The organism is Sphingopyxis sp. sgz302558, assembly GCF_057220455.1.
Genome location: NZ_JBXPUZ010000001.1, coordinates 1,047,555 through 1,067,609, shown reverse-complemented (window position 1 = coordinate 1,067,609; position 20,055 = coordinate 1,047,555). Strand labels below are relative to the sequence as shown.

Here is a 20,055-nt window from a genome sequence, read left to right as displayed (position 1 = left end):
TGCAGAATCCCTGTACAACAGGGAAATGGCACACAGAGACCCGTGCGCCACGGACTGCGTGGCGCACCAGTCTTTCAGCAGGCAAATATAGCGGGTTAAGCGGAACGGCCATTCGGCCGGGAACGCCGCTTGGGTCCTGTTTGGGGCGGTTCGGGAACGGAAATGGGCTGGACCCCCTGCCCTCTCCCAGTCAAACGGCGTCACGTTACGTTTGGTCTGACAGCACCTTTTCAAGCTATAAAGTGATAGCCTGCTCACCCAGTTGCACTCTGATCCCGAGGTCGAGCAGCGTGTTCCCCGTCAGCACCATTCTATTGCGTGGTCTTACTGGCCAGCGCCTTTTGTATAACTGCCTGCAGTTTCTCACCGGCATCAGCAGCCACGGTCTGGACGGTTCGCTTGCCGGTTACCGGGTCGGTCATGGACATCCGCAACCTCTCCGGATGGTTGCGGACGACCGACTGAAATGCAAACTCGGCTGTCCGCCACCGGACCAATCGCAGCCCTGTCGGTGCAAACGAGATGCTGTACCTTGGCATTCTGCCTTGGCACCATTCTGCCTGGACGCTGCCAGTCAGCAGTCAGGCACAACAATGTGTTGAGGAGGCGTCAGCTTCGGGGTGGGAAGGGGACGGTCGTAAAGCTTATTTGTTGAGCCAATCTCTGATGATCAGCGCGGCACCGTAAAGAGGCACCCCGACAAGAATGAGTATGGCCAATCCGAAGAAGAAAAGAGCGAACCATCCGAAAGGACCTTCAGTTCCCATTGGTATCGCTTCCCCTGTTCACAGCCTCAACATCGCTCAGTGAAAAGGCGTCCGCAATGCGGTCGGTAACTGAAAGTCGGCTTTCCCAGCTTTCTCAGTTGAAAGCCGTCAGTCAGCAATCGATCTGTTATCAGCTATTCGCGTCAAGGCAGCCATGCACCTTTATGTCGGACATTCATTCTCGCCGCGCCGGCGGATCAGAATGCGGTCTTCGATTGTGTTGCTCGCCAAACGGCCGCATGGTCAGTTTAACGCATCACCACACAGGACTTGGTTTTTACCCGCGCGTTTGGCGAGGTACATCGCCTTGTCAGCGGCGCTGAGTGCATCGCGTGGGTTGGCGTAGCCCATTACGTCGACCACCCCAGCAGAAAACGTGATGCAGCCAATGCTTTCACCATTGGTTCGGTTGCAAAGCGGCGTTGAACCGAGGCGCGTCCGGACATCATCCAAGCGCTTCTTGGCAGCTGCGACATTCAACTGGGAAAAGAGAACAACGAATTCCTCGCCGCCGTGACGCGAAACGAAGCTGCTTGTCGAAGCAAGACTCGCCAGTTCCGAGCCAACCTTGCGCAGAACGCGATCACCTGCATCATGACCATGCACATCATTGACGCGCTTGAAGTTATCGATGTCGCAAAAGGCCACGCACAAGGGATATCCTCCCTTTCGCGCGCGCTGGATCTGGCGCCCAAAGTGTTCCTCGAACGCCCGTCGGTTCGGCAGGCCGGTCAACGTATCGGTTTCCGAGGCAAGCTTAGCCTGTTCGAGGCGCTGTTGCAGCCCCTGGGTATATTGTTCGCTGCTCTTCATGGTCAGCACGAGGTCGCGCGTCTGTTCAACCATCTGCTGGGCCAGGCGAGCCAAGCCTTCAGGCGACGTTGCCTTGCCATGTTTGCCCGCTGCCACATCGGTCAATTTGGTTTCATACCCCTCTGCAGCAAGCCGGGTGTCGCGCGCGTTGGTAGCGAACTGACCGACCTGACATTCGAATTCGGCCATTAATTGGTCAAGCTGCGAGCGATTTTGCTGGGCAAAATCAATGTCAATCTGGTCCAGCCACTGGTCATTTACGGGAAGGCCCGACTGTTTACGTTCGGCGTACCGATCATTTAGCCAACTATCGCGCCCATCGAGCAACTCATGCACCAACATCAGACGGCGACCATTGAGGTGCAGGTCGTGCGCCGAAAAAAAGCCGCTGATAGCTTCCAGCAACAATTGTCGAGCCTGTGCGGCCAGTCCGCTGCGATTGTTGGTTGGGTCGACCGCAACTGCAGTGCCGTCGGCATGACGTTGACCATGCCCGAACAGTCGCTTAGCACTTGTTATGAAAAAGGATTCTGCAGTTGACATTTTGCGGGTCGCCTTCTTTACAAAATTATGGTTCTGTCTGAGGCGTAGCGCGTCAACCTGCTGCGTCCATTTGGGCACTCAACTTGGTTAACGCGGCTGACTTGATCTGACAGACGCGAGCGGAGCTCACCCCAAGAACGGCTCCAATTTCGGCAAGATTAAGCTCTTCGTAAAAGAAAAGCTGGAGCACGAGCTGTTCGCGCGTGTTTAGCGCGGCTAGTGATTGTTCGAGCAGGGCAACCAAATCAGCTTTTTCCAAGCTGGCGTCGGCCCCAAGCTGATCCGTGTCAACAAGCTGTGCGGCCAGCCCATCGGTATCGTCGAGCGACGAGGGAGATGTGCGGCTGCCTAACTGTTCAAAAGCGAGGAAGTCGTGCGCTGTCATGCCCAATTCTTCGGCGATTTCGCTGGTCGCTGGCGCACGGTGCAACATCTGTTCCAGCCGTTGGCGCGCCAGTCCTAGACGCCGCGCCGCCGACACTGCCGCGCGTCCCACGGGCGTTTCGCGCCGCGCATGATCGACCATCGCCCCGCGCACCCGGATTGTGGCGTAGGTTGCAAAGCTGTGACCCTGGTCCTGATAGGTCCGGCTCGCCTCGATCAGCGCGATCATTCCGACTTGGATCAGATCGTCCAATTCAGCCGATCGAACCGCGCGGCCATGCACCAGCCAAGCTAGCTTGCGTACCAGCGCCCGATGCGTACGCACCAAGTCCTCCGCGCATGCGCCATATGCCGACCGTAGCCCGGCTTCGGCATGCCGATATTGTTCGGCAGTTTCATGTTTCATCATGCATGCTCCCGGCGTGCGAGGATTCTTGCGGCAGAAGATGACGCTCTGCCGTACCGATCGTCGCGACGATTTCGGTGGGTTTTGATGGCGGCAATTCGAGGTAGGAAAGCACCGTCACTTCGTGAAATGCGGACCGGACCAGCCGCGCCAATGCGGCCCGGCAAAGCGGCGACACCACCACCGCAAAGCTACCTGTGGACACCATCAAGGGCGCCACCGCTTGACCAATCTGGTCGATGATGCGGCGCGCGAGTTCAGGTTCGAACGGTGTTTCAGCGCCCGCATTGGTGCGCACTCCCTGAACCAGCAGCATTTCGAGTTCAGGCTGAAGCGTGACGACCGGCAGTGGCAAGCGCGAAGGCACGATCGTCTGTACAATCAAGGCCCCGATGCGTTGCCGCACCGCTTCCACCAGTTCGCCGTCGGCAAGGGGGACGCCTGCGACGGCAACCATAGCTTCGGCAATCTGGCGGAAATCGCGCAGCGGGACCCGTTCGGCGAGCAACGCACGACACAGGGCGGCGATGCGCGGCAAACTATAGGCTTGCGGCGTCAAGGCTTGGGCGAGTTGTGGATAAGAGGTTTTGAGATGATCAACCAGCGCCTGCGCATCGTCTATGCCGAAGAGTTCTTCAGCCGCACGGGTGATGCAATGGTTGAGGTGTGTGGCCACCACCGTTGCAGGATCGACCACCGTGTAGCCTGCCGCTATCGCCTCGCTCTGGGCGCTCCGCGCGATCCACAACGCGTCGATACCAAAGGTCGGATCCTTGCACGGCCGACCATCAATCGGGCCAGTTGCGGCACCAGAATCAAGTGCCAGCAGCTCGCCGGCAAAAACTTCATCTTCACCGATCACGACCCCGCCAACGGAAATGCGATAGCCGTTGCCCGGCAGCGCAAGATCATCAGCGACGCGTACTGGGGGCACCACGAAGCCAAGGGCTTTGGACAGTTGACGGCGAATGCCGGTCACGCGCGCCATCAATGGCGCACCCTTGCGCTCATCAATCAAAGGAACAAGTGCATAGCCAACGTCAAGCTGGCACGGAGCCGCCGCACTGACTTCGTCCCAAGCGATCAGATGCGGATTTTCGGGAGGCAAAACTTCTTCGGCCACCGGTTCGGGAGCGTTGGCCAGGCGGCGGCAATGCCAACCCAACGCCAGTGAGGTAGCGGCGGCAGGCAACATGACCGTTTGCGGCATCGCCGGGATCATGGCGAGCAGCAGGAAGATGCCCCCTACCGCGAACCACACTTGCGCCGACGCGAACTGGCGGCCGATCTGGCCACCAAGATCGAATGGCGAGGCCACGCGTGTTACAATAGATGCCGCCGCAATAGAGAGCAGCAACGCCGGGATCTGGGCCGCCAGCGCGTCGCCGATTGCCAGCGTGATGTAAGCACTGCCAGCTTCGGAAAGCGAAAGGCCGTGGCTGAAAATCCCAAGGAGCAAGCCGCCGATGATGTTGACGAACAATATCAGCACCCCAGCGATGGCATCGCCCTTCACAAATTTGGAAGCACCGTCCATCGACCCATAAAAATCGGCCTCAGTCGCGACGTCCTGGCGTCGCGCTTTGGCTTCGTCGGCCGTGAGCAGGCCTGCAGCAAGTTCGCTGTCGATCGCCATTTGCTTGCCTGGCAAGGCATCGAGCGTGAAGCGGGCAGACACTTCGGACACGCGCCCGGCGCCTTTGGCAATGACGATCAGATTGATGATCATCAGTACGAAGAACACGAACAGGCCGACAATGTAATCGCCGCCAATCAGCACTTCGCCAAAGGCCTCGATCACATGGCCCGCGGCTGCCGTGCCTTCATGCCCATGCATCAACACGACTCTGGTCGAGGCCACATTGAGAGCGAGACGGAACAAAGTCGCAAGCAACAGCACCGTTGGGAAGGCGGAGAAGTCGAGTGGACGTGCCGCCGACAACGCGACCATCAGCACCGCTAGGCTGATCATAATGTTGGCGACAAAACCGATATCCAAAATGGTCGGCGACACCGGCACGACCATCAGGCCGACCAAAAACAACATGGCGGCAGGCAACAGCAGCATGCTGGCCATGCGGCCGCCAGAGAGATCGGCGGGCATCATACCGAGCGACCCGTTGGGCCAAGCGCCGCCAACCGTCGGTACGTATCAGCGGCAAAGGCGAGCGACAGTTTTTCCGGCATCGGCCGCATTTCGAGCAGCGGGAGCGTTGCCCGGTCGTTGGCCGGCATGTTGCGACGTGCCGCGCTGTGGGCAAATGCCGGAGCCGACATCGCAGTCCCGCCCGGCAGGGATGCGGCGTTGCCGTCATCAAGTTTTTGGCGAAAAAGTTCACGGATTTCGCCCAGACTGCGCGGGACGCCGACGGCAGAATAGAAAATGCTGCGATTGGCCCCCGCTGCGTCGGGTAGCAAGGGCGCCGCTGCCTGGTCCGGATTGTCCTGCCATGCCTGGATGAATTTGACAGCACCCGCCCCCCCCAAAAAATGGGCGAGATAAAGATCGACGTTCTCTGGCGTGGTCCCGGTACGAGCCGTCAGTAGGTCACGGTTATCAGCCGTCAGCATGGCCGCCATGCTGGCGGAGGCTGCCGGGTCTCCGCGCAGAGCGAGGACCGACGCACGCATTGCAGGGTCTGCAATGTCGTAGCGACCTGCGGCATTGCGCTGAATGGAGTCGGCCGCCCAGCCATAGCCGTGGGCAGCTCCGTGCCGGTGCAGCGTCGCTAGCCAGGTCTGGTTGGTGAACTGATAGAGCCCGTGGGCCGAACTGGTCCGCGCTTGTGCAGATGGATCGAAATTGCTTTCCACGCGGGCAACATCGATCAGGAAGTCAAATTCGACGCCGGTGCGGCTCGCGACATCGGCTACAATCGAAGCGACCGGGGGGAGCCTGTTGGCAGAAGTAATGGGCAACGCAAGGTTCGACATTGATAGGTTTTCCACGGTTGTGGCAAACCACCAGCAATCATCGTGCCAAATCGCGCTCCATCACTTATTTGTTCATATTTTCAACAATATAGACCTGACTTGAGGTGACGCTGGCCCCGCAAATCGGCCAGACTGTCAATACGCTGACGCGTCCATTGGCTGTGAAGATTGACCTCCATCGAGAGGGTTTGCAGTCGCGCGATGAAATCGGCGAGCTTATCACGGTCAGGGCGGCCCAGCCGGTCTACGAAAGCGCCATCTATACCACTAACAGCAACCGCGAGGGCTTCGCTGGCGGCATGAATGGCCGGCGCATCAAATGTGCGAATAGCCGTGGCGAGCCCTTCCAACGCCGTTTCCATTGCCGGTAAGTGCGGGTTCATGCTTCGTCCGGATCTACGAGTACATTTGCAATTGCCAGCGCGGTGGCCGCAACCATGATGGAATAGTCACCATTGGCGATCTTTTCGCGCAGCGCCGCGACCCGAGCGGCATCGACTGGCGGTGCCTCACTGGCAATACTGGCTGCCATTGCCAGCACATCGGATTGCGGAACAGCGACTTCCTTCGTGTCGGCGGCCACGGCTGCGACGCGCGCGCCAGCCGCCAACGCCGGGGCGGCAGTTTGCCTTACCGTTCTGCCGACCGGGCTTAAAGCATCTATCCTGGCGTTCTTTTCCAACATCGCAGGCCTCCATCGCGTATGGGACGAACAAACGCCCATCATCATGGCAACCATTAACGACTTCTAAAGCGATTGATTAAGCGCTCGCGGTCAAAAATCTTTCCGGACGCGGGTGCAAGCCTATTCGGCCAGCATTGCTTGTCCCGGCCCGAGCAGCTTCACCTGCAGCATTGCCTTGCTGCCTTCAGCCCGGGCGAAGATCATGTCGCCGACCCGGCCGTTGGCCGCCGCCACCACATCATAGATCAGCACAAAGCCATCGCGCTGCACACGCAGACGCAGGGGATCTCCTCGTTTGATCACTGCCGCAGCCGGCGAGGCAACGGTGCGGTCCGGACCTTCAGCTGGAGCGAGCGCAATGCGCATGCGCCAGCCGAGCGGCAGGCAACGCGCGGCAATTGCATGGCGGTCCTGCGGTTCAATTATGGCCAACTCAGGACATCGCGGCAATTTTATGCGGTGATCTACTGCTATCGCCTGCTGGCCAAGCGTTGCTGCCAAAGTGGCCGCACGCTGGTTCAGCAAATCGAGATTTTCAAATTCCTGTCCATTTGCGGGAGTCGCAGTCAGCGCAAGCCCTATAAATAGACCCATCATGATGTCGGTTCGCATAGCCATGCCCCTACTCCGATTTCCCGGAAGCAGCTTTCGGCCACCGGGTCACCAAATCGCAAAGCAGGAACTGTGCCAATCGGCCGTTTCACAGGCGGTCCCGCGAGCCTGACTTTATCGGCGTCAAATTTTTGGCAGTGCGCCATTCCGTGAAGGACCTGCGCCAATCCAACCGTGTTAACGGTATGAATATAGACATTTTACTCCAAATGGCACGATAACTGCATCGCACACCCTGTCGTATGTTCAACCCGCCTGACGCTGCCGCCGGCATCGAGGACGGGAGAAAGGAGAGCGACATGGGATTTGACCGTGCTTTGGGCATTCATGCCACCGCATTGCAGCTGCGCAACCAGCGTATGATGCTGCTTGCCTCCAACATCGCCAATGCAGCAACGCCAGGATTCAAGGCGCGTGACCTCGATTTCTCGGCTGCACTTGCAGCAGCGGAAAGCGGTCGGCCGATCGAAGCAGCGGTTCGGTATCGCATTCCGGTTCAACCCTCGCTGGACGGAAACACGGTCGAAATGGGGACCGAGCAAACCGCCTATGCCGAGAACGCGATGGGGTACCGCGCCAGCCTGTCCTTCCTGAATGGCCGCATCAACACGCTGAGCCGCGCGATCAAGGGAGAATGAGGATGCAGGCCGGATACTCTGTTTTCGACATCAGTGGCCGCGCCATGGCGGCGCAGATGGTGCGATTGAACACCACCGCTTCCAACCTCGCCAACGCAGGTTCGGTTTCGGGCAGTGAAGCCAGCGCCTATCGCTCCATGAAGCCCGTGTTCCGGACGCTGGTGGACCAACAGGGCCGCGCAACCGTTGGCATTGATCAAGTAGTCCATTCGCGCATGGCCCCCTCCAAACGCCATGACCCCACCAGTCCGATGGCCGATGCCGAGGGCAATGTATGGGTCGCCGCAGTCGATACCGCCGCTGAACTCGTCGAGATGGTCGAAACGGCACAGCACTACCGCAGCAATGTCCAGGCGCTCGAAACCGCCAAGGGCTTGATCAACGAAACCTTGAGAATGGGACAGTGACATGGAACTTCGTTCATCCACCGCTATCAACCTTGCCACCGCGCCGCTGGCCACAAAAACCGAAGGCACACAGCTTGGCCAGGGAGATTTCCTGCGCCTCATGACTGCTCAGTTGGCGCAGCAGGACCCGTTCAACCCGGTCGATAATCAGGAAATGGTAGCCCAGATGGCACAGTTTTCCAGCCTCGCCGGCGTATCCGAAACCAACGACAAGTTGAGTGCCATCGGCGACCAGTTGCAGGCGCAGACCGACCTGCTCAAGCAGCTCAGCGAACTAGCCGCCAGCTTTGCCGCCGGAGCGGCCAAATCTACTTCCGACCAAGCGAAAGGATAAGATCATGACTTTCTACACTTCCCTATCGGGCCTGAAGGGCGCGCAGACCGACATGTCGGTCATTTCGAACAATATCGCGAACGCAGGCTCGACCGGCTTCAAGCGCAGCCGCGCCCAGTTTGGCGATCTGTTCGCCGCTTCGCCTACCCAGTCCACCAAGACGATCGCGGGACAGGGCCAGCGGCTGATCGGCATCAACCAACAGTTCACCCAAGGCACGCCTGAGGCGAGTGACCGCACATTGGACATGGCGATCGCCGGCGAAGGCATGTTCATCGTCAAGGGCGATCCGCCGCGCGATGCTGTGTCCTATACCCGCAACGGGTCCTTTTCCGTCAACCCGGCACGCGAGGTGCTCGATTCAACGGGCGCAAAGCTTCAGCTGCTGCCGGTCGATGCCAATGGCAATGTGACCGACCGGACGCTGGGCGGTATGTACGACCTGGTCCTGCCAGTCGCTTCGCCGACCGACCCCACTGCGGCCATGGTCAATATCTCGATCAATCTCGAAGGGCTGGTTGTCGCAACCTTTGCCGACGGAACCGATCAGACGTTGGGCAAGGTGGCGCTGGCCACCTTTCCCGCGATGGAAGGGCTGCGGCCGGTAGGCGATGCCCATTGGCAGTCGACTGGCGACAGCGGGCCTCCGACCATTGACGGTGCCACCAATGGCCCCATGGGCGCCATCCGGTCGGGCGCACTGGAGCGATCAAACGTGGACATAACGGAAGAGTTGGTCCTGCTGATCGCCGCCCAGCGCAATTTCCAGGCCAATGCCAAGGCGATCGAAAGCGCGTCGAACATTACCCAAAGCATCATCAACATTAACTGATGACGGGGTGCGACCGTTAACGAAAGGGTGATCATGGACCGCCTTATCTATACCAGTCTGACGGCAATGCGCGGCAGCATGGCGCGCCAAACCGCCGTCGCCAACAATTTGGCCAATGCCCAAACCACCGGTTTCCGCAGCGAAATCGCGCGGGCACAAGCGTTGTGGCTGGATGGTACCGGATTGGACAGCCGCGCCTTTGGCGTCGAGGAAGTGGTCGGTGCCGACATGCGCCCTGGTACCGTGACAGCCACTGGACGGGAACTGGACATCGCGCTGCGGGGCGATGCACTGCTGGCGGTGCAGGCACCTGACGGATCCGATGCCTACACGCGGCGCGGCGACCTCCAGCTATCGCCAAGCGGCCTGCTCACCACGGGCGACGGCCACCCGGTTCAGGGGGATGGCGGTCCTATCACTCTGCCCCCGGCCGACAGCATATCGATCGAGGCCGATGGCCGCATTCTGGTCGTTCCGACCGGCGGCGATCCATCGCAGCCGCAGGAAGCGGCTCGCCTGCGATTGGTGAGCGGGGCGGGGCTGGAGATTTTGAAGGGGTTGGATGGCCTGTTTCGCGCTGGCGGGGGCGGCGTGTTGCCCGATGACCCCGATGCCCGGCTGGTCGCGCGATCGTTGGAAGGATCCAACGTCAACCCAACGTCGGCGCTGGTCGAAATGATCGAGGCCAGCAAAGCGTGGGACACGCAGTTGAAACTGATCGGCAGCGCGCGCGACCTCGATAACGCCAGCGCCAGCCTGATGCAGCTGCCAAGTTAAAGGAGCAAAATCATGACCTTCGGAGCATTGCACGTCGCACGCACCGGGCTCGATGCCCAAAATTTCCGCATGCAGGTGATTGCCAACAATCTGGCCAACGTGAACACCACAGGATTCAAGCGGGACCGCGCGAGTTTCGAGACGCTGGGCTATCAGTTGATGACCCAGCCCGGTGCGTCGGCATCGGCCGAAAACCGCTATGCCACTGGTCTGAACCTCGGAACCGGGGTGCGAATTGCCGGCACATCGCGCATCGAAACCCAAGGGACGATCAATCCCACCGGCAGCGCATTGGACCTAGCCATCGATGGCGCCGGATTTTTCCAAGTGCAGCTGCCTGACGGCCGTATCGGTTATACCCGTGCTGGCAATTTCAGTCGTTCGGCCGAAGGCGTGATGGTGACCGGTGACGGCAAGCCGCTGGAGCCTGCGATCCAGATCCCCGACGACGCCACCAATGTATCCATCGCGCCGGACGGCACGGTTTCGGTGACGGTGGCGGGCCAGGCCGAGGCGACCGAAGCGGGCCGGATCGAGCTGGCGCGTTTCACCAACCCGTCGGGTTTGCTGGCAGTCGGCGACAATATCCTCGTCGAAACCGCCGCTTCAGGCGCGCCGCAAGTTGGCGTCGCCGGCGAGGAGGGCCGCGGATTGCTGCGTTCCGGGATGCTTGAAGGATCGAACGTCAATGTCGTCGAAGAGCTGGTCGACATGATCGAGACGCAGCGCGCCTACGAAGTGAACAGCAAGATGATTCAGGCCGCAGACGAGATGATGAGCAATGCGACACAGACGCTCTGACGCGGCCGGCGGGGCCATTGCTGCGCTGGCCGCACTGGCGCTGTCTGCTGCACCCGCAGCGGCGAAGGACAAGGTCGCTCCGGATGCTTTCGCGCCAAGCGCGCCGCCGCTGCCAACCGCCGCGCCGGCCAGTGGCAGCATTTTCAGTGGCAGTTACACGCCGCTGACTTCGGGCGGCCGTGCCAGTCAGGTCGGCGACATATTGACCATCCAGCTGGTCGAGCGCACCGCTGCAAGCAAAAGCAGCGGGTCGGCAACCCAGCGCGAAGGCGATATCAGCCTGACGCCGCCTGCCACGGGCCCACTGTCCTTTTTCAACCCGTCCGACATTGGCATGGGCGGCGGACAGCAATTCAATGGCCAAGGCAACGCCGCCCAGGCCAACAGCCTGTCGGGCGAAATTACGGTCACCGTGGCCGCCGTATATCCCAATGGCACGATGCTGGTGCGCGGCGAAAAGCAACTGACGCTGAATCGCGGCGACGAGTGGGTGCAGATTTCGGGACTGGTCCGCGCCATCGATATTGGCCCCGACAACCGCATTGCTTCGACCCGCATCGCCGATGCCACCATCCGCTTCACTGGTAAGGGCGATGTTGCCCGCGCCAGCCGACCAGGCTGGTTGCAGCGCTTTTTCTCCATGATCAGCCCGTTTTGAACGGAATTTTGCCATGAACCGCTTTGTCCTGTTTCGCCTGTGCCTGATACTGCTGCTGGGATTAACCTGGGTCCCGTCGTCGGCCAATGCCGCGCGCATCAAAGACATGGGGCAAATCGAGGGGATCAGAACCAACCAGCTGACCGGCTATGGCCTGGTGGTCGGTCTGGCCGGAACCGGCGACGATAGTCTGGACTATTCAACATTGGGTATGCGCGGCGCCATATCCCGCTTTGGATTGACGCTTCCCCCGGGCGTTAATCCCTCGCTCAAAAACGCTGCGGCCGTGCTGATCACTGCCGAGCTGCCACCGTTCGCAAAGCCCGGGCAACGGCTGGACATAACGGTATCGGCGATTGGAAAAGCGAAATCGCTGCGCGGCGGCACATTGGTGCTGGCCCCGCTTTATGGAGCGGATGGCCAGATCTATGCGATGGCGCAGGGCAACCTAGCGATCGGCGGATTGGGCGTCGATGCTGCCGATGGCTCAAAGCTGACCGTCAATGTCCCGTCAAGCGGCCGGATCGCTGGGGGAGCTACGGTGGAGCGGGCTGTCAGCAATGGTCTGGCATCGGCCAGCGAGTTGATGTTCAACCTGCACCAGTTCGATGTTACCAATGCACAGCGCGTTGCCGATACGATTAATCGGTCCGTTGCCCCCGGCCTCGCCCGCATGGTCGATGGCACCAGCATCGCAATTCAGGTGAGCGGCGATAGCGATACACGCATGCGATTGCTGTCGCGCATCGAGAACCTGGAAATCCAGCGCGCCGACCCACCCGCGCGGGTGGTCGTCAACGCGCGCACCGGCACGGTGGTCATTAATGGCAAAGTGCAGGTGGGTGCTGCGGCTATCACTCAAGGCAAGCTGACGGTTTCCATCAAGGAAAGCGAGACCATCGTCCAGCCAGCGCCCTTCAGTCGCGGCGAAACGGCAGTGGAACGCGATAGCAGCATCGCCGTCGATGAAGCTCAGGCGCAGGTCGCGCTGGTCAAGCCGACCGCATCGCTGGCCGAGTTGGTCGATGCGATCAACCGGCTTGGCGTACCGCCTGGTGACCTGGTCGCGATTCTGGAGGCCCTGCATCAGGCAGGAGCGCTGACTGCAGAGTTGGTGGTGATATGACGCCCGCCCTGCCCCCGGTCACCGCAGCCACGGCCCCGCCGCTCGCGCCATCGACAGCGGCAACGGCAAATGATGCCCAAGTGCGAGAGGCCGCAGAGGCATTTGAGGCAATTATCCTGCGTCAGATGCTCGCCGCAGTCCGGCAAGGCCGGCTTGCCGACGATGTGTTCGGTTCCAGCGCGACCGACAATTTCCGCGAGGTGGCCGATGCCAGGCTTGCCGACACTTTGGCCGCGCGGCGTAGCTTCGGGATTGCCGATATGGTCGAGCGCCAGTTGCGTACTGGCCAAGGGAGCAAGCCATGAGCGACATTCTAGGCATCGGCGCCAGCGGTCTGCGGGCCTATTCTCGGGCGCTGGCAACCGTGGGCGACAACATCGCCAACGCCCAGACCCCCGGCTATGCGCGGCGCACTTTGGCGCTGCAGGAAACGATTGGCGCGGGCGACACTTTGCTGACGCGCAGCCATGTTCGTCCCGGCGGGGTCGAAGTGGTGGGCGTGGTACGCGCTACCGACCAATGGCTGGCCGAAGAGGCCCGACTGGCGACATCCGATGGTGAACGCAGCCGACTGGTGTTTGATGCCATGCAGGGCATCGAAACGGCACTTGCCGATAGCAACAATGGTGTCGCAACGGCAATAACCGCGCTGCTTGGCACCGCCGATGCCCTGACCATAGACCCCGCGAATCCAGCTCTACGCAGTCAGTTTCTGGATAATGTTGGCGCCGTCGCCGGGGGATTTCGGACAGCGGGCGAACAGCTTGAACGGGTGGGCAGCGCCAATCTTGCGGCTGCCAATGACGATGTCAGCCAGTTTAACACGGACCTGCAGGCGCTGGAAAAGGCAAATGCGGGGCTGCGCCGGGCGCGCCCGGGGTCGAGCAACGAAGCCGCGTTATTGGATGAACGCGACCGGTTGTTGGAGCAACTAGCATCACGTCTGGATATCGCCGCCAGCTTTGGCAATCGCGGCACCGTGACACTGCGCGCGGCAAGCAGCGGTGATCTGTTGGTCGGTGGCGGGGCCTTTCAAACGGTCAGCATGACCGCCGATGCCAATGGCCGCATATCCTATACGGTGGCAGGACAAGCATTGGTGGCGGGCAGCGGGGCCTTGGCTGGCCGCGCCGATGCCGCCGACCGCATCGCCAGCGAACGGACTGCCCTAGATACCGCGGCCACGACCATTGCAGGCACCCTCAACACCACCCATCAGGCCGGCTTCGACGCGAATGGCGCGGCGGGCAGCGCGCTGTTTACCGGAACGGCACGCGCCATCACCTTGACTGCGGCGCCGCTGACGCCTGACGCCGTAGCGGCCGCCGATGGGACCGGGTCCAGCGGCAACATGATTCGCTTTGGCCAATTGCGTACCAGTGCAGGCCCCGAAGCCATCTGGGCCGATTTGCAATCGCGGCAAGGGCAAGCAACGGCAAGCGCCAAGGCGCAGAGCATTGCCGGATCGTCACGCCGCGAAGCCGCGCTCGCCGCGCGTGACGCGGTCAGCGAAGTCGATCTTGATCGCGAGGCGGCCGACCTGTTGCGGTTCCAACAGGCCTATACGGCTGCCGCGCAAACCATTCAGGTGGCGCGCGAAACGATGCAAGCCCTGTTCAACGCGATTTAGGGGAGCATGACATGATCAATGCAGTCGGCAACCGGCTATCCCGTGAAATTAATCGCCAGTCGCGACTGGCCGATCAATTGGAGCAAACCCAAATCCAGGTTTCAACCGGCCAGCGTATCCAGCGCCGTTCGGACGACCCTTCCGGTTTTGCGCGGGCGTCACGCCTTGAACAGGAAAAAACGGCCGTTGCAGTATGGAACCGGAATGTGGACCAGGCGATGTCGCGCGTGGCCCAAGCCGATAGCGTGATGGAATCCTCAAGCGATTTGTTGGCGCGCGTTGGTGAACTTGTTCTGGCGGCCGGTGGCCCCGTCAACGCCGCTGATCGCAATACGATTGCAAACGAGATCAGTGCGATAGCGGACGAGCTGGCCAGTCTGGGTGCAACGACCGCTCCCAATGGCGAACCGCTGTTTCTGCCAGGCAGCAACGGCCGCATGGCGCGGTTCGGCAGTGATACAGTTTTTGCGGCGCTGCCAGGACGCGATACGGCCATGGCCGTCGGCGGGCGCAGTATCGCAGTGATTGTGGCTGATGCCGCCGCTGCGGTCCGCGGCGGCGACGCTGCGCTCATCGCCGCTGCAGGCAATGAGGCCAACGGGGCGATCGCCCACCTTGCCGATCAGCGCGCCCAGCTGGGCCTTGCTGGCGCGCGGCTCGAACGGATCGGCGAGGCGCTTGCCACGCGCGATATCGAACTGGCGGCGGAACGATCTGAGCTGATGGACACGAATTTGTCCGAAGCGATTGCCCGGTTGAATGCGCAAACATTGACGCTGGAAGCGGCGCAAGCAGCCTTCGCCCGGATTAACCGGCAGACCTTGTTCGATTTATTGCGCTAACGCCCCTTTAGGCATCGCGCTGTGGACCGTTAATCATACTGCATGGGCAGCGCGGTGCCCCACTGCCAAAAAAGTGAGACACTAACGCATGCTGCCGGTTATCGGAATCATCCTGCTGATCGTTTTGGTGTTCGGGGGCTTTGCGCTGACCGGCGGCAATCTTGAGCCCGTCTTGCATGCCATGCCGCACGAAATGCTCATCATCGGCGGTGCGGCGCTGGGTTCGCTGGTGATCGGCAATTCGGTCAGCGAACTCAAATCGCTCGGCGGCGGAATGAGCAAGGTGTTCAAGGGCCCGTCCTATGGCAAGCAGGATTATCTGGATTGCATCGTGTTGGTGTCGACCTTGATGAAAATCATGCGCACCGACGGGCCGGTGGCGCTTGAGCCACATATTGAACAGCCCGAGAGCTCGGCGCTGTTCCAGCAATATCCGAAGCTGCTGAAGGACCAAACGCTGGTTCACCTGATTTGCGACACGCTGCGCCTGGTCGTGGTATCGTCGGGAACGCTTGACCCGCATGCGGTGGAAGAGGTGATGGATAATGCCGTCAAAACCCACCATCATCACGCCATCAAGCCCGCCGAGGGCTTGCAGGGGCTCGCCGATGCGTTGCCGGCACTGGGCATCGTCGCGGCCGTGCTGGGGGTCGTCAAAACGATGGGGTCGATTGACAAGCCCCCCGAAATTTTGGGCGGGATGATTGGTTCGGCACTGGTCGGGACATTCCTGGGCGTTTTGCTGGCCTATGGTCTGGTCGGGCCGTTCGCCAACCGCGCCAAACAGATCGCCGAGGCGGACGGGGCGATTTACCACACGGTTAAACAATTGATCATCGCATCGTTGCACGGCCATCCCCAGCCGCTGGTCATCGAGGCAGCGCGTTCAGGCATTGCGCACAGCAACCAGCCGAGCTTTTCGGAAGTCTTTGATGCAGCGAGAGGCCGCTGATGGCGCAACTGTCAAACCAGCCGGTTCGCCCCATCATCGTCAAAAAGATCACCGTCGCCGGACATGGTGGTCACCATGGCGGCGCGTGGAAAGTCGCCTATGCCGACTTTGTCACGGCCATGATGGCGTTTTTCCTGCTCATGTGGCTGCTGGGTGCCACCACCGAAAAACAGCGCAAGGCACTGGCGGACTATTTCGCCCCGACGATCGTCAAAACGAAACAGGAAAGCGCTGGGTCGAATGGGATGTTTGGCGGCGATTCTATCGTGTCAGCCGACAATTATCCGCACCGGGCCGGTCAAACCGGCACGCGGTCAATCACCATTCCGCGCGACGTGACGGGGGGACCAAAAGAAGCGTCGGGCCGCGAGCGCGAAATGGAACGCGAAAAATTCAGGATTGTTGCCAAAAACATGGTGGCGAGTGTCGGCAAGCGCGACGAGCTGCGCCGACTTGCCCGTAACCTGCGCTTTACCGAGACCAGCGAAGGACTGCGAATCGATATCGTTGATGACGCCGAGTTTGCCATGTTCACCAGCGGCAGCAGCCAGTTGACCGCCAGCGGCGCGCGCCTGTTCCAAACTGTCGCCGAAGTGGTTGCGCAGGTTCCCAACCAGATCATCATCCGCGGCCACACCGATGCCACGCCCTTTTCAACGGCGTCAGGAACAAATAATTGGCGCTTGTCCGCCGAACGCGCCGAAGTCACCCGGGCGCTGCTCGAATATCGCGGCATAGCGCCGCGCCGGTTCCAGCGCATCGAGGGTGCGGCAGAACTTGAACCTTTTGTACCGGGGGACAAATTCGACCCGCGCAATCGGCGAATGTCGATCACATTGGGTTGGCAATATTCTGGGAATTGACCCCGCGATCGCGGCGGCTGACTGGCGGTTCCTTTTGCGCGTTCTGCGGTCTAGCCCTTAGGGCTTTCACTTACCCTTGCCTTATCCGCCATTTACCATCCTTGCCCGATATCTGCTGGCGTTCGGGTATGGAAACCAGCAGGGGCCGGAAATGCAAAGTTCGTCGATCAGCGATGTGGATGTGCGGGTGGAGGCAGCTCTGATTGGCCAAAGTGAAGCAATGCAACGCTTGCGCTCAATGATTGTGCGGGTGGCGCGGACCAATGCCTCGGTGTTGCTGACCGGACCTTCGGGGTCGGGCAAGGAATTGGTGGCGCGTGCCATCCATGATGCCAGCTCCAGAGCAAAGAATAATTTCTCTGCTGTCAATTGTGGCGCAATTCCCGCCGAGCTGATTGAATCCGAGTTATTTGGACATGAAAAGGGCGCGTTTACCGGCGCCATTGCCCGCCGCACCGGTCATTTCGAAGCCAGCAATGGGGGCAGCATCTTTCTAGATGAGATCGGTGACATGCGTTATGACATGCAGGTCAAACTGCTGCGCGTGCTAGAGGAACGCCATATCACACGCGTCGGCAGCAGCGAAACGCGCGCAGTTGATGTGCGGGTGATCTCGGCCACGCATCAGGATTTGCCTGATGCCATTGCTGCTGGCCGGTTTCGCGAGGATCTGTTTTTCCGTCTTGCCGTCGTTGTGCTCCGGGTACCTGCGCTAGCAAGCCGCATTTCGGACATCCCCGCGCTGATCCGCCATTTTCAGCGCAATGTCGACCCGGCGGCCAAATGCCGCTTCGCCCCCGACGCTATGGAGTTGCTGATGGAGCACGACTGGCCAGGCAATGTGCGCGAGCTGCGCAATCTGGTCGAACGCGCCAATACCCTGCATCCCGGCGAGACTATCGGCCCGCGCGACACCCGCATCCTGCTCAATCCGGCGGCCTCACTGGCCGAAGAATTTGCCGATGATTGTGCACAAATCGAAGACAACGCCGTCTCCGCGCGCACCGAGCGGTCAACGGGCCCTGCACGCACGCCACAGCCGGGCCGGCCAATTGACCTGAAGCGCGAGATTGAAGCCATCGAACTGGAACAAATCCATGCAGCGCTCGACCTTGCCGACGGAATCATTGCCGACGCGGCGCGGCTGCTAACGCTGAAGCGCACGACTCTCATCGAAAAAATGCGCAAATATGGTCTGCAGCAGCAGGCCGCCTGACCAAGAAACGGCTCAGCCAGCGGGGCGCCCAATTTGATCCCACGCGGCGCGAAGCGACGCGACGCCATCGGCAATTTCGGTAAGGCCGGCGATATCATTGATGGCGGCAACGGCATCAAAACGACGGCGCATGCTGTTGTAGATCTGTGATAGCGACTGTGCCAACGTGCCGCCGGCGGCATGATCCAGCCCCGCGTCCAACGCAATAAGCACCATCCGCACACGGTGCGCCGGATCGGTCGTCGCGATCGGCTGGCGTTGCTTGGCAAGGACCAGAAGCACGCCCAGTGCGGTTTCCAGTTCCTCATACAACATTGCCACCAATTCCACTGGATCGGCCGCAGCAGCACGGCTTTCATGCTGGACTTGGCGATAGGCGCTGGAGGCGCGCACAGAGACAGCGTTCAGGGGCATGGATGGTCAGGATCAATTGCTGTTGTTGTTGTTCCAGATGTCGATTTGCTGCTCCAGATAGGCTTGGGTTGCCCGGAACGCGCCCACCTGAATGTCCAGTCTGGCATATTGCCGTTCGAGCCGCGCAGCGTAGGCGGCCTCGCGCTCTTCGACCCGCGCCAGACTTTCTTCCAGCTGTCTGCGACGGTTTTCGAGCGATTTCGCCACGCGGTCGATCGCCCCGTCAGTGCCAACGGCGCGGTCCCGCAATGCATCCATTACCCCAGCCAAGCCAGGATCGGTCGATGCGGTTTGGGTGGCGCTGCGCGGCGGGTTGAACAGTGCCTCGACAGCTTCCGGATCAAGCGCGATGGCGGCTTCCAGTTTGGCATTGTCGAGCAGCAATGTGCCGTCGCGCGTGGTGCTGATGCCAACGTCGCTCAGCCGGTTGATGGTGGGGTGGCTGGTCAGTGCGGTCCCGGCAATTGCCTGAAGTTGGCTGCCCAGCTGACGCAGGTCTGAACCGGTTCCCGATAACCGCGCGGCCGCCGTGACGTTGTTCTTTAGCTGATTGAATACCGAAACAAAGTCGCCCAGCGCTTGGCGAATGGCGGCCGTCGGGCGGCTAGCACCGATGCCGACATTTTCGCCTGCCGCCGCCTTTTTGAGGTTCAAGGTGATACCGGGCAGGATATCGGTGATTGTGTTGCTGGCGCGCGCAAAGGTAACCCCGTCGATCCGCACACTGGCGTCGCTGGCTGTTTGGGCAATGGCAAGTCCGCCACCCGTGGTAAAGGCCGCCAAAGCTGGATCGGCGCCTGCGCCTAGCGCAACGGTGAAGCTGTTGGCCGCACCGGTTTCGCCCTTTACGATGAGGCGAAAACCGCCGGCGTCGCCGACAATTGACGCGCGCAAGCCGCGGCCCGCAGCATTGATTGCAGTGGCCAGGCCATCAAGGCTGTCATTGGTTGCATCGATGGTCACTGCAAAACTGGTCGCGCCGACGACGATGTCGAGCGTACCCTGCCCGACGGGTGCGGTGCGCGACGCAACTACCCCCGATGCCGCGCTTTGTGCGCGCGCCAGTTCGATGACTTCGACCGTCGCTGCAAATGCAGATGCGCTGGTACCTGGGCTGGCCACGGCATCCAATATGCTGGTGTTGGACACCGTCGGAGCGCTACGCAGCGTTCCGTCGCTGACAATTTCGGCGAGCGAGTTGGCAAGACCGTCGAGATCGGAACGCGCCTGGGCGACCGCACTGATGCGCGCCTGATTCTGTTCGGCTAACGCCGTAATGCGACCTACCTTGGGTTCGCGCGATGCCGCCGCAAGATCGCGCACGAGTTGCGGCACGTTGAGGCCGGACCCAGCGCCCAAACTGGAGACGATGTTATTTTGCATATTGGCTCCGATCCCTGTTCATAACGGTCGCGATTGAG

At 60.7% G+C, this 20,055-nt stretch carries 23 protein-coding genes; 14 read left to right on the top strand and 9 right to left on the bottom strand.

Annotation, left to right across the window (positions count from 1 at the left end; translation table 11 throughout):
• Nucleotides 1-1,010 precede the first annotated feature (1,010 nt).
• The 7 genes from AC2TC0_RS05320 to AC2TC0_RS05290 form a co-directional block, all read right to left on the bottom strand.
• The gene (locus AC2TC0_RS05320) at nt 1,011-2,123 is read right to left on the bottom strand and encodes a GGDEF domain-containing protein (protein ID WP_484716443.1); all 1,113 of its coding nucleotides are present in this window, start codon (nt 2,121-2,123) and stop codon (nt 1,011-1,013) included.
• Nucleotides 2,124-2,175: 52 nt separating this feature from the next.
• Entirely contained in the window at nt 2,176-2,913 is a 738-nt protein-coding gene (locus AC2TC0_RS05315) for a sigma-70 family RNA polymerase sigma factor (RefSeq protein ID WP_484716442.1), read from the bottom strand.
• Complete coding sequence (locus AC2TC0_RS05310) at nt 2,903-5,020, bottom strand: flagellar biosynthesis protein FlhA (RefSeq protein ID WP_484716441.1); 2,118 nt, start codon at nt 5,018-5,020, stop codon at nt 2,903-2,905. The genes AC2TC0_RS05315 and AC2TC0_RS05310 overlap by 11 nt, the downstream gene beginning before the upstream one ends.
• Nucleotides 5,017-5,847 carry a transglycosylase SLT domain-containing protein gene (locus AC2TC0_RS05305; protein WP_484716440.1) on the bottom strand — a complete coding sequence of 277 codons (831 nt, stop codon included), beginning with the start codon at nt 5,845-5,847 and terminating at the stop codon, nt 5,017-5,019. Before AC2TC0_RS05305 ends, AC2TC0_RS05310 begins: the two co-directional genes overlap by 4 nt.
• 80 nt (nt 5,848-5,927) lie before the next feature.
• Nucleotides 5,928-6,230, bottom strand: a complete 303-nt coding sequence (locus tag AC2TC0_RS05300) for a hypothetical protein (RefSeq protein WP_484716439.1) — start codon at nt 6,228-6,230, stop codon at nt 5,928-5,930.
• Entirely contained in the window at nt 6,227-6,532 is a 306-nt protein-coding gene (locus AC2TC0_RS05295; RefSeq protein ID WP_484716438.1) for a flagellar biosynthesis anti-sigma factor FlgM, read from the bottom strand. The genes AC2TC0_RS05300 and AC2TC0_RS05295 overlap by 4 nt, the downstream gene beginning before the upstream one ends.
• Before the next feature lie 120 nt (nt 6,533-6,652).
• Nucleotides 6,653-7,144, bottom strand: a complete 492-nt coding sequence (locus AC2TC0_RS05290; protein WP_484716437.1) for a flagella basal body P-ring formation protein FlgA — start codon at nt 7,142-7,144, stop codon at nt 6,653-6,655.
• Between the two features lie 299 nt (nt 7,145-7,443).
• On the opposite strand from AC2TC0_RS05290, the gene AC2TC0_RS05285 reads away from it, so the two are divergent.
• From AC2TC0_RS05285 to AC2TC0_RS05220, 14 genes are all read left to right on the top strand, one after another.
• On the top strand, nt 7,444-7,782 hold the full coding sequence (locus AC2TC0_RS05285; protein ID WP_484716436.1) for a flagellar basal body rod protein FlgB: 339 nt from the start codon (nt 7,444-7,446) through the stop codon (nt 7,780-7,782).
• A 2-nt stretch (nt 7,783-7,784) separates the two neighbouring features.
• Nucleotides 7,785-8,189, top strand: coding sequence for a flagellar basal body rod protein FlgC (gene flgC / locus AC2TC0_RS05280; protein WP_484716435.1), 405 nt, complete (start codon nt 7,785-7,787; stop codon nt 8,187-8,189).
• Between the two features lies 1 nt (nt 8,190).
• Entirely contained in the window at nt 8,191-8,523 is a 333-nt protein-coding gene (locus AC2TC0_RS05275) for a flagellar hook assembly protein FlgD (RefSeq protein ID WP_484716434.1), read from the top strand.
• A gap of 4 nt (nt 8,524-8,527) precedes the next feature.
• Entirely contained in the window at nt 8,528-9,355 is an 828-nt protein-coding gene (locus AC2TC0_RS05270) for a flagellar hook-basal body complex protein (RefSeq protein ID WP_484716433.1), read from the top strand.
• 33 nt (nt 9,356-9,388) lie between these two features.
• Entirely contained in the window at nt 9,389-10,132 is a 744-nt protein-coding gene (locus AC2TC0_RS05265) for a flagellar basal body rod protein FlgF (protein WP_484716432.1), read from the top strand.
• Nucleotides 10,133-10,144: 12 nt separating this feature from the next.
• Nucleotides 10,145-10,933, top strand: a complete 789-nt coding sequence (gene flgG, locus AC2TC0_RS05260) for a flagellar basal-body rod protein FlgG (protein WP_484716431.1) — start codon at nt 10,145-10,147, stop codon at nt 10,931-10,933.
• On the top strand, nt 10,914-11,591 hold the full coding sequence (locus tag AC2TC0_RS05255) for a flagellar basal body L-ring protein FlgH (RefSeq protein ID WP_484716430.1): 678 nt from the start codon (nt 10,914-10,916) through the stop codon (nt 11,589-11,591). The genes flgG and AC2TC0_RS05255 overlap by 20 nt, the downstream gene beginning before the upstream one ends.
• Before the next feature lie 13 nt (nt 11,592-11,604).
• The gene (locus AC2TC0_RS05250) at nt 11,605-12,717 is read left to right on the top strand and encodes a flagellar basal body P-ring protein FlgI (RefSeq protein WP_484716429.1); all 1,113 of its coding nucleotides are present in this window, start codon (nt 11,605-11,607) and stop codon (nt 12,715-12,717) included.
• The gene (locus AC2TC0_RS05245) at nt 12,714-13,022 is read left to right on the top strand and encodes a rod-binding protein (RefSeq protein ID WP_484716428.1); all 309 of its coding nucleotides are present in this window, start codon (nt 12,714-12,716) and stop codon (nt 13,020-13,022) included. Before AC2TC0_RS05250 ends, AC2TC0_RS05245 begins: the two co-directional genes overlap by 4 nt.
• The gene (gene flgK / locus AC2TC0_RS05240) at nt 13,019-14,347 is read left to right on the top strand and encodes a flagellar hook-associated protein FlgK (RefSeq protein ID WP_484716427.1); all 1,329 of its coding nucleotides are present in this window, start codon (nt 13,019-13,021) and stop codon (nt 14,345-14,347) included. The genes AC2TC0_RS05245 and flgK overlap by 4 nt, the downstream gene beginning before the upstream one ends.
• A gap of 11 nt (nt 14,348-14,358) precedes the next feature.
• A complete protein-coding gene (locus AC2TC0_RS05235) occupies nt 14,359-15,189 on the top strand; it encodes a flagellin (RefSeq protein WP_484716426.1) in 831 nt (276 codons plus the stop codon).
• Between the two features lie 88 nt (nt 15,190-15,277).
• Complete coding sequence (gene motA / locus AC2TC0_RS05230; RefSeq protein ID WP_484716425.1) at nt 15,278-16,141, top strand: flagellar motor stator protein MotA; 864 nt, start codon at nt 15,278-15,280, stop codon at nt 16,139-16,141.
• Nucleotides 16,141-17,004 (top strand): flagellar motor protein MotB, encoded by an 864-nt coding sequence (locus AC2TC0_RS05225; protein ID WP_484716424.1) that lies wholly within the window; start codon nt 16,141-16,143, stop codon nt 17,002-17,004. The genes motA and AC2TC0_RS05225 overlap by 1 nt, the downstream gene beginning before the upstream one ends.
• A 151-nt stretch (nt 17,005-17,155) precedes the next feature.
• Nucleotides 17,156-18,220: a sigma-54 interaction domain-containing protein gene (locus AC2TC0_RS05220; protein WP_484716423.1), complete on the top strand. Its 1,065-nt coding sequence runs from the start codon at nt 17,156-17,158 to the stop codon at nt 18,218-18,220.
• 12 nt (nt 18,221-18,232) lie between these two features.
• Here AC2TC0_RS05220 and AC2TC0_RS05215 read toward each other — a convergent pair whose 3' ends face one another.
• A complete protein-coding gene (locus AC2TC0_RS05215) occupies nt 18,233-18,634 on the bottom strand; it encodes a flagellar export chaperone FliS (RefSeq protein WP_484716422.1) in 402 nt (133 codons plus the stop codon).
• Between the two features lie 12 nt (nt 18,635-18,646).
• Nucleotides 18,647-20,017, bottom strand: coding sequence for a flagellar filament capping protein FliD (gene fliD / locus AC2TC0_RS05210; RefSeq protein WP_484716421.1), 1,371 nt, complete (start codon nt 20,015-20,017; stop codon nt 18,647-18,649).
• Between the last annotated feature and the right edge of the window lie 38 nt (nt 20,018-20,055).